Genomic DNA, 9,979 nt, shown 5'->3' on the forward strand with positions numbered 1-9,979 from the left:
TTCTTCCCTGGGGATGGCATTGGATGCGCCGGCCCAACGTCATCCGCGATCCGCGGGATCCGGATCCTCGACACCGTATCAAGATGCTCTACACGGATGTCATCGGCGATTGGCCGCGGACCGGCTATCGAGAGTTGGCGGGAATCGCCAAGGCCACGTCCCCGGACGGAATTCACTGGCGACACAATGTGGACGGCCGGCCCTGGCGGCCGGGCGGCAACGGGACCAACGTGTTGGGCTGGGACCCGGCTGCGGGCGAATATGTCGTCTATATTCGGATGTATCCGCCCGGAGCCTCGCCTGATGAATCGCAGATCTCCATCTTCCGTTCTACGAGTGACGACTTTCTTCGGTGGTCCAAGCCGGAGCTGGTGTTGGCTCCTGAGCGGGAAGGCCTGGACTTCAAGGGTTTTGCGGCGTTGATTTACGAGCACTACTACGTCGCTTGGCTCTGGGTCTGGAAAGGCCGGGAAACGCATTTCGAGCTGGCGGCCAGCCGGGACGGCCTCGAGTGGCAACAAATCTTTCCGGTGACGGTTGCGTTCCCTCTCGGGGCACCCGGGACGTGGGACTCTGCCATGGTCTCCCTGAACACGCCCATCGTCCGTGACGGGCTGATCTGGATCTACTACGGAGCTTGGAATCATCCTTACCGGCGGGAGGCAACGGAGCGGGTGCAGCAAGGTTGGATCGAAGCAGGGAATCGGATGCAGAGAGCCATCGGTTTGGCGACGCTTCGACTGGACGGTTTCCTATCCCTGTCGGCGACTGGAAGTCCTGGGAGGGTAACGACGAAGACCTTTCGCTTGCCGGGAGGGTCCTTGTTCGTGAACGCCGATGTTCGGGGTGAGTTGAGAGCCGGGTTCCTGGACTCGGAGGGACGGGTTCCTGCCGGCTATTCCGCTGAAGACTGCGTTCCGATTCGCACCGACGGGATCCGTCAGATGATCCGCTGGGACCGGTCCTTCCAACTGGATTCGTTGCAAGGCCGGGCTGTACGGCTGCGTTTCCACATGCGCGAAGCGGACCTGTATGTCTTCTGGTTCCAGCCCCACGCCGGCATGGGGCGGCGGCATTCTTGCCGCCGATTGGAACGGCTCGAATGGGCCCATTTAAACAGACAAGAATCCATATTTAAAAATACGAAATGTGACTGTTATAGAAATGTTTATGATATAGGAAATCGCGTCTCCTATAATAAATTGCGGAAAAATAAGTAGAGAACTCGATTAATTTGTTTAGCTTAGTACCGCGAAATGTAGGGAGATTCGTATTTGACCTCCCAAGCCATGCTCTATCGTCCGGAGATTCGGGAGACCACAAACATGCCACGTACAGCCCTTACTGATCGGCTTGCCGGGCCATGCGGTAGCCGACCTGGCGCTCGTTGAAAATGTAGGTCGGGTTGGCCGCGTCATCGCCCAGCTTCTGGCGGAGCTTTCTCACGAACGCGCGCAGCGTCCGGGAGTCGCTGGTGTCCCGCCGGCCCCACACCTGCCGTAACAGTGACTGATACGTTACTGTCCGGCCTGCGTTGACCGACAGCGTTCGGAGCAACTTGTATTCTATGGCGGTCATCCGCACCGGCTGGCCTGACAGGGTCACCTGGCGGTCCTCATAGTGAATGGCCAACTCCCCCAATTGGAAGGTCTTTGGCGCCTCGCCGCGGCGGCGTAAAGCTGCCCGGACTCTCGCCAACAACTCTGTTTGAGAGAAGGGCTTGACGATGTAATCGGCTGCTCCCATCTCGAAGGCTTTGGCGATCAGCTCGTCCCTTCCGTAGCCGGAAATGAAGATAACCGGCAGACGCGCCATCTCAGGGATGCGTTTCATCAATTCAATTCCATCGGTTCCCGGGAGCATCAGATCCATCAGGACCAAGCGGGGCTGCTCCGTGGTGACGAGGTGATCCACCCGATCCGGGTCTCCCGTCATGAGTGGGGAGTAACCTTCCGTCACCAGGGCATCCCGAACGTAGCGGAGCGTCTGCGGATCGTCGTCCACCACCAGGATTTGCGATTGTCCCAATCCCTCCGGGGCTGAGCGGGGAGAATTGAGGTCGAATCCTGCCGCGGCAGCGGTTCTGGTTTCCTCGGCCACCGGAATAGTGAAGGTAAAGCACGCGCCCAGGTCTCCTCCGCCACTCTCCGCTCGGATGCGCCCCCCGTGGGCTTCCACCAGTGCCTTGCAGATGGCCAGTCCCAGCCCGGATCCTCCGATCCCGCGTTCGCTGCCGCCGACGCGCGTGTACTTGCTAAACAGGTGCGGCAGCAGTTCCTGTGGCACGCCCTTGCCTTTATCCGTTATCGAGATCGCTACGAACAGGTCGTTCCGTTCCGCGTCGACGCGTATTGGGAAGGACTGGGGAGAGTGCTTGGCCGCGTTGGAGAAGAGGTTGTTCAAGACTTGGACGATGCGTTGCCGGTCAGCCATCACCCAAGGCAGGTCGGGAGGCAGGTCAATGTGGATGCCGTGCTTGCCGCCTCCACTCAAAAAGGTGGTCCTGGCCTGATCCACCAAGCTGGCTACCTCTGTGGGAACGGGGTTCACCGACATCGTGCCCGTCTCGATGCGCCCGGCATCGAGCAGGTCGTTTAGCAGGTCGTTCATATGATCGGCCTGCTGCTCGATGATACGGAGGAACTGCTGAACTACGGCCGGATCCACGGCTCCGGAGGCATGTACCGCAGTGGCGGCCGATCCCTTGATGGACGTCAACGGAGCCCGCAACTCGTGCGTCACCATACCCAGGAACTCGGACCGCAAACGCTCCAGTTCCTGGATCGGCGCTAGATCCTGCAGGGTGACGACAACGGATTCGATAATGCCGTCCCGGGATCGGATCGGGGTAACGTTCACCAACGTTGTGACACTGCGCCCGTCGGGAACCTGGAGAACCATCTCCTCGGCGCGCACCGTCGTGGCCGTACTCAGCGTCTGCGTCAGTGGATGCTTTTCCAGAGAAACCTCTTGCCCGTCGGCGCGCCGACAGGTGACGATCTCCAGCAAGCGCTCTGGGGGATGGCCCGGTGGTAGGAGAAGATCCACAAGCCGCTTCGTCTCGCGATTGAACAACACTGGCTTGCCGGTCCTGGCATTAAAGACCGCAACACCCACCGGCGAGGTGTCGACCAGTGCTTCCAAGTCGGCCCGCGCCCGCTGCTCGTCCCGGTGCGTACGGGCATTGGCGATTGCCGTCGCCGCCTGGGCGCCGAACATCACCAGCATCTCCTCGTCCTCACTCGTGAACTCCCGTCCCTCTTCCTTCTGGCTGAGAAAGAAAGTGCCCATGTGCACGCCCCGGTGACGCATCGGCGTGCATTGCAATGTGGTTGGCAGCGACCGGTCCGGCGAAAACCCGAGCGACCGGACATAGCCGGGAAGGTCACGTAATCGCAATGTTTCCGGAATGTTCTGGAAGTGTTCGAAAAGCCGCAATCCGTCGGCCCAATTCTCAATCTGTTGCTGCTCGTCGGAAGTGTAGCCGGACGTGACGTAGTCCTGAACTTGTCCCGAGTTGTCGATGGTAATAATCACACCGTAACGAGCACGGGTGAGGACGCGGGCGCTTTCCACGACCTCATGCAGAACGGTGTTGACATCGAGGCTTGAGCTGATGCGCAGGATAGCCGAACTCAGTCTGGAGTTTCGTTCCCGAAGTACTTCGATTCGTCGTCTCAGATCGTCGGGACTGGCCAATGGTTCATCCTCACCGGATATTGGAGGGAGACTCGATTCGGTTCCGCCGAACATCGCCAAATCGAAAAACTCAGTGTCGAATGTACTGAAGTCGGCGCCCCAGATTATAGGTTAGCCGAGTGCCAGTTAACCGTAATTTCACAGAACTAACCTTAATTTTCGCTCTATTTTCACCGGGTCGTTGCGGTACTGGATTCCGGTCTTGCGTTTGGTCTCTTGTGGGAGTTTTTCAGGAAGGGGCGTGTTTGTGCGTACGATATTCCTGATCGCTCACATCCATATCCGGTTGTCGGCAGCCACGCCGGTGGAAGCCCAACTGCCTTCCGAGATTCTCGGCGACTGTTACCTGTTGCAGGTGAAGCAGGCCGTCCTCGATGGAGACCCCGAGCGGGCCTGGGGCACGATACAAGAGGTCATTGTCTTGGGAAGGGACCACAATCCGGAGCTGCCCGAGTTCCATCCGGATCCTCCAGAGGGCCGGGAGACCATGAACACGCCAATGACGGCGTTTACGCGTCACTCTGCCGTGCCATGCGGTAACCGACTTGACGCTCGGTGAAGATGTAGGTTGGGCTGGCCGCATCGTCGCCAAACTTTTGTCGGAGCTTCCTCACGAAGGTCCGGACCGTCCGGGAGTCGCTGGTGTCCCGCCGGCCCCACACCTGCCGTAACAGTGACCCATACGTTATTGTCCGGCCCGCATTGACCGACAGCGTTCGGAGCAACTCGTATTCAATGGCCGTCAGACGTACCGGTCGGCCTGACAAGGTCACCCGGCGATCCTCGTAGTGGATGGCCAACTCGCCCAATTGGAAGGATCTGGGCGGCTCGCCGCGGCGTCGCAGGGCCGCATGGACTCTTGCCACCAGCTCTGTTGGAGAGAAGGGCTTGACGATGTAGTCGGCGGCTCCCATCTCCAGGGCTTTGGCGATCATTTCGTCCCTTCCGTAGCCGGAGATGAAGATGACCGGCACACGGGCCATCTCGGGGATGCGTTCCATCAACTCGAATCCGTCGGTTCCAGGGAGCATCAGGTCCATCAGGACCAGCCGGGGCTGCTCCGTCGTGACGAGGTGAGGGACCTCTTCCGGGTCGCCCGTCATGAGCAGATGGTAACCGGCCGTTACGAGAGAGTCCCGAACGTACCGGAGCGTCTGCGGATCATCGTCAATCACCAGGATATGTGTTTTTCCTCTTTCCTCCCGAGGCAAACGAGATAGACTCCGCGCGAAATCGGTCGCACCGCCGGTTCCGGTCTCTTCGGCCAGGGGAAGTGTGAATGTAAGGCGCGCACCCAGACCCTCCCCGCCGCTTTCCGCCCGGATGCGCCCCCCCTGAGCTTCCACCAGTCCCTTGCAGATGGCCAATCCCAGCCCGGTACCTCCGATTCCGCGGTCGCTGCCACCGACACGCGTGTACTTGCGGAACAGGTACGGCAGCATTTCCGGGGGCACCCCCTTGCCTTCGTCCGATACCGAGATCGCTACATGGAAGTCCTTCCATTCCGCAGCGACCCGAATAGGAAAGGACTGGGGAGAGTGCTTGGCCGCGTTGGAGAAGAGGTTGTTCAAGACTTGGACGATACGCTTCCGGTCGGCCATGACCCAAGGCAGGTCAGGAGGCAGGTCGATTTGGATGGGATGCTTGCCGCCTCCGGTCAAAAACGTGTTCCTGGCTTGGTCCACCAGGCTGGCTACATCTGTAGGAACGGGGATCACCGACAACGTGCCCGTCTCGATGCGCCCCGCATCCAGCAGGTCGTTGAGCAGGTCGTTCATGTGGTCGGCCTGCTGGTCGATGATGCGGAGGAACTGCTGAACGATGGCCGGATCTGGAGTCGCCGGGGCTAGGGCGGAGTTGGCCGATCCCTTGATGGAAGTCAGCGGAGCCCTCAACTCGTGGCCCACCATTCCCAGGAACTCGGTTCGTAATCGCTCCAGTTTCTCAATCGGCGCCAAGTCCTGCACTGTGATGACCACGGACTCGTTCGTCCCGTCCTCGGACTGGATCGGCGTCGCGTTCATCAGTGTCGTGATACTCCGGCCGTCGGGGACTTGGATGACGGTTTCCTCGGCGCGTATTGCAGAAGCGTTGCTCAGTGCTTGCGCCACAGAAAGCTCTTCCAGCGAGATTTCCCATCCGTCCGGGCGGCTCAGAGTCACTGTCTCAAGTAGTTCCTCCACGGGGTGGCCCGGCGTGACCAAGCCTTGGACGATCCGCTTCATCTCCCGGTTGTATGAGACCGGCTTGCCGGTCTTGGCATCGAAGACCACCACCCCGACGGGCGAGATGTCGACCAGGGCCTCCAGATCGGCGCGGGCCCGTTGCTCGTTTCGGAACGCACGGGCGTTCGCAATCGCGGTCGCCGCCTGAGATCCGAACATCACCAGAACCTCTTCGTCCTCGCTCGTGAACTCCCGGCCCCCTTCCTTATCGCTTAGAAAGAAAGTGCCCACATACACACCCCGATGACGCATCGGGGTGCATTGAAAGGTCTTCCCCATTGCAAGATTTGCCGAATAACCCAGCGACCGGACATAGCCGGGCAAGTCTCGTAGTCGTAATGCCTCCGGGAGGTCCCGGAAGTGTTCGAAGATATGCACTCCGTCGGGGGAGTTCTCAAGCAGTTGCTGCTGGTCAGGGTTGAGGCCGGAAATGACACAGTCCTGCACCTGTCCCGAGTCATCGATGGTCACAATCACGCCGTTGCCGGCACGGGTCAGAGCGCGGGCGCTCTCCAGGACCTCCCGAAGGACGGTGTTGACGTCGAGGCTTGAGTTGATGCGCAGGATCGCCGAACCTAGTCTGGAGATCCTTTCCCGCAGTATTTTGTTCTCTCGTCTCAACTCGTCAGGACTTGTCATTTTCCCATCCTCGCCAGATCTCGAAACGGGACTCACCTGAACTTCGTCAACCGTCGCACCGCGGAGAACACCGGTTGGGAACATTGTGAACTCGTCAGGCATCGTTAGTGGAGTAGTGGCATGCGACAATAATTCAGAATTCATGATCCGGACCTGCTCGTTCACCAACAGTTCACGCAGTCGCGTTCTCGCGAGCGTGGAATTAGCGGGGTGGGTGGCCGTTGGATTCAGAGTAGGGGGAACCTGGACATGGCGCTGCCAAGCTGCAATGAGACGCAGTACAAAGAACCGGCACGCATCGTCAACATGATCCGGACCTGGACTTTCCCTATTATTCTGGAGCTTCAGGAAAAACGGGCACTACGGATCAGGGATTCAAAATACCAATGCGCACAGGAATGGGAGCGACGTTGATGACTAGAGGAAGTATGGCATTTGCGCTGTTTTGCGTCGCGGCCCTTGCTGTTGGCGTGCCCGGACAGGAGGACTGGGAGGAAGGGCGCCGGCATTTCGGCAATGAGGACTACAAGCGCGCCCAAAAATCGCTGGAGCAAGCCGTGCGCAAGAATCCCGGCAGCTCGAAATTCCATTTCTGGCTGGGGCTCGCCATGGGGCGAAGGGCCGAAAGTATGACGGGTTTCGGACGCTTCCGGGCGATGGGCCTGGCGAAGAAAGTCAAGGTGCAGTTCGAACGCGCCGTGCAACTCGACGGTTCGAATCTTGATGCTTTGGAAGCCCTGCAGAACTTCCATTTCGAAGCTCCCGGCATCGTGGGCGGAAATAAGGCAGAAGCCCGGAAGTTGGCCGATCGGATCAAACAGCTTGAAAAGGCGCGAGGCGCCATCGCCTGGGCCCGCTGCTACAAACATGACAAGGACTTCAAGAATGCAGCCGCGCAGTATGCCTTGGCCCGCAAACTTGCTCCGGACAACACCGAATTCTTGGCTGAGCACGCCGCTTTCCTCTCCACGCGTCGCCAGCATGGGGAGAGCGACGAACTCTTCGACGCCGCGTTCGAACGGGATCCCGACAACCGCAAACTTTGGCTGACTGCGGCCAAATCGTGGATCGAAGCGAAGCGCTCATCCCTGTATCCGAGAGCGCGGAAACTGCTCGAACGTTTTCTCGAGAACGCGAAATCGGTCCCGCACCTGGACACCCCGTCTCAGGTCCGCAAGCTGTTGAAAAAGCTCTGAGGGCCGGCAGAGGTGCAGTGCCCGACAGCGTACGTGCTCGTAGACGACAGCGTACGTGCTCGTAGAGTCGGACTCCTGAAATTTGAAGCGTGTAAGATTTTCGCCTGGCACCATGCGGATCGCCATCAACATTCCGACGTCGATTTTGAAAGAGTTGAAGAGCATTCAGACAAAGGAAGGGGGTACATTGGACGAACTGGTCACCGGATTCTTGGCCGAAGGGCTCCGCGCGCGCTACGCTGGCCAAACCGATTCTGAACTTGACTGGAAGAGCAAATCGATGCGCGCACGCGTAGACTTGACCGAGAAGGAGGCTGTCTACGCGATCATCGCTGCCGGCGCATCTTAGACTACACCATTGGAATCGTTGCGCGTGGCAACTTGGTGCCGGACGGACATGTGGCAACGCTGGCAAGAGTACATGGCGTCCGTGCCATCTACACTCATGATCGGGACTTCAGGAAATTCCCGTTTCTCAAAGTGGTCGATCCGGTTGCATAACAGCCCGTGGTAAAAGTCGTCACGGCATTCGACCGTCCCTGCATCCCGGCGGGCTGCATTGTACGGGCTAGCCATGTCGTCTATTTATGTCCAGTACTGTACATAAGTGTCTGTTTTTCATTGACTTATCAGGTTTTCGGACGTTCTCCGGTGTCCCATAACGATCCGCTTCGTCCCCTTGCATCCACGATATTGTGGGGGTATAGTGGTGGGTATGACTCTTGTGAAACGTCCTCCGAAACGCAAGCCGCGCGGTCGGCATCCCCTCAACGCCCTGACCCCGGTCTTTGTCCGCAACGTGAATCAGGCCGGACGCTACTGCGACGGCCAGGGCCTTTATCTCGACGTTCGGCCCACGGGCAGCCGGGGCTGGATTCAACGTCTCACCATCCGTGGCCGCCGAGCCGAACTCGGACTCGGTGGATTCCCCCTCGTCTCGCTCAAGGAAGCGCGCGAGAAGGCGTTCGCCAACCGGAAGCTGGCCCGCGAGGGGGGCGACCCCCGGGCCGGGAAGCGGGAGTCCAAGTCGATGCCCACCTTCGCGGACGCCACCCGGACGGTCTGGAAGCAGCTGCGTCCGGGCTGGCGCTCCCCCCGGCATGCGCAGCTCTGGCTGGGAAGCCTGGAGCGCCACGTCCTGCCTCATATCGGGAAGATGCCGATTGCGGAGGTGACGAGCGCCGACCTGATCGGCATCCTCGCTCCGATCTGGCACGAGAAGGCCTCCACCGCCCGCAAGCTGCGCCAGCGCATCCGCGCGGTCCTGGAGTGGGCCGTGGCGATGGATCTTCGGCCCGACAACCCCTGCGACCGGATCGGCCCGGTGCTCGGTGCTCAGGGGAAGGTGGTGCGTCACATGCGGGCGTTGCCCCACCGCGAGGTGGCAGCTGCACTTGAGTCGGTGCAGGGGTCCAACGCACGGTCGGTGTTGAAGCTGGCCTTCGAGTTCCTGGTGCTGACGGCGACACGCTCCGGCGAGGTCCGCAGGGCCGCGTGGACGGAGATCGACCGGGAAGAGGGAGTGTGGACCATTCCGGCGCGACGCACGAAGGGGAATCGGGAGCACCGGGTCCCGCTCAGTCGTCGTGCGTTGGAGATCCTCAAGGAGACGCGGGCGGGCGGTGGCGTTGGCCCGTTCGTGTTTCCGAGCGTGCGCGGCAAGCCAGTCGGGAACACGGCGATGGCGGAGCTGCTCCGGAGGTTGAGGATCGCGGCGGTGCCGCACGGCTTCCGGTCGAGTTTCCGGGACTGGGCAGCGGAGGAGACGGATCATCCGCGCGAGGTGGCGGAGGCGGCGCTGGCGCATGTGGTGAAGAACAAGGTGGAGGCGGCGTACCGGCGCACGGACCTGTTCGAGCGCCGGCGGCGGCTCATGGACGACTGGGCGGACTACCTGGCTGGCGAGAGTCGAAACCCAGCGGCCGGATGGCTCCGTTGATCCGCCGTGCGTCGAGCGCCAGCTTGAAAGCCTGCGCGAAGCCATAGCCCGCCGATTCGCCGCCTGAAACCCACTCAGGCGCAGTCTTCGAGAATTCCCGAAAAAACAAGCCCGCCATTTCGCCTGTGTTGGCTTGGTGAAACCGGGCCAAGGGTTCGGGATAGGCCGTTGGACGTTGTCCTCTCCCATGCGGGGCATTCTCTCACGACAGACTGGAATTCTCCCGTCCCCATCTTCGCAGAGGCCTTCCCGCAGGGATCAATGAAGAAGTGAGCGACCCC

The 9,979-nt window shown here is 60.3% G+C and carries 7 protein-coding genes; 5 read left to right on the forward strand and 2 right to left on the reverse strand.

All coding sequences use genetic code 11. The features are described 5' to 3' along the window. The first annotated feature begins 23 nt into the window (after positions 1-23). Complete coding sequence (locus OXT71_14930) at positions 24-1,220, forward strand: hypothetical protein (protein ID MDE2927687.1); 1,197 nt, start codon at positions 24-26, stop codon at positions 1,218-1,220. A gap of 121 nt (positions 1,221-1,341) precedes the next feature. On the opposite strand, the gene OXT71_14935 is transcribed toward OXT71_14930, so the two are convergent. Then, on the reverse strand, positions 1,342-3,699 hold the full coding sequence (locus tag OXT71_14935; protein MDE2927688.1) for an ATP-binding protein: 2,358 nt from the start codon (positions 3,697-3,699) through the stop codon (positions 1,342-1,344). Positions 3,700-3,946: 247 nt separating this feature from the next. On the opposite strand from OXT71_14935, the gene OXT71_14940 reads away from it, so the two are divergent. Further along, the gene (locus OXT71_14940) at positions 3,947-4,258 is read left to right on the forward strand and encodes a hypothetical protein (protein ID MDE2927689.1); all 312 of its coding nucleotides are present in this window, start codon (positions 3,947-3,949) and stop codon (positions 4,256-4,258) included. On the opposite strand, the gene OXT71_14945 is transcribed toward OXT71_14940, so the two are convergent. After that, positions 4,209-6,563 carry an ATP-binding protein gene (locus OXT71_14945; GenBank protein MDE2927690.1) on the reverse strand — a complete coding sequence of 785 codons (2,355 nt, stop codon included), beginning with the start codon at positions 6,561-6,563 and terminating at the stop codon, positions 4,209-4,211. The two genes, OXT71_14940 and OXT71_14945, sit on opposite strands and share 50 nt — an antisense overlap. Positions 6,564-6,991: 428 nt before the next feature. On the opposite strand from OXT71_14945, the gene OXT71_14950 reads away from it, so the two are divergent. The 3 genes from OXT71_14950 to OXT71_14960 all read left to right on the forward strand — a co-directional run bounded on the left by OXT71_14950 (position 6,992) and on the right by OXT71_14960 (position 9,698). Beyond that, a complete protein-coding gene (locus OXT71_14950) occupies positions 6,992-7,759 on the forward strand; it encodes a tetratricopeptide repeat protein (protein ID MDE2927691.1) in 768 nt (255 codons plus the stop codon). A gap of 112 nt (positions 7,760-7,871) precedes the next feature. Beyond that, positions 7,872-8,108, forward strand: coding sequence for a hypothetical protein (locus OXT71_14955; GenBank protein ID MDE2927692.1), 237 nt, complete (start codon positions 7,872-7,874; stop codon positions 8,106-8,108). A 366-nt stretch (positions 8,109-8,474) separates the two neighbouring features. Next, positions 8,475-9,698, forward strand: coding sequence for a tyrosine-type recombinase/integrase (locus OXT71_14960; GenBank protein MDE2927693.1), 1,224 nt, complete (start codon positions 8,475-8,477; stop codon positions 9,696-9,698). Positions 9,699-9,979: the final 281 nt, after the last annotated feature.

Source organism: Acidobacteriota bacterium (genome assembly GCA_028874215.1).
Classification (GTDB): domain Bacteria; phylum Acidobacteriota; class UBA6911; order RPQK01; family JAJDTT01; genus JAJDTT01.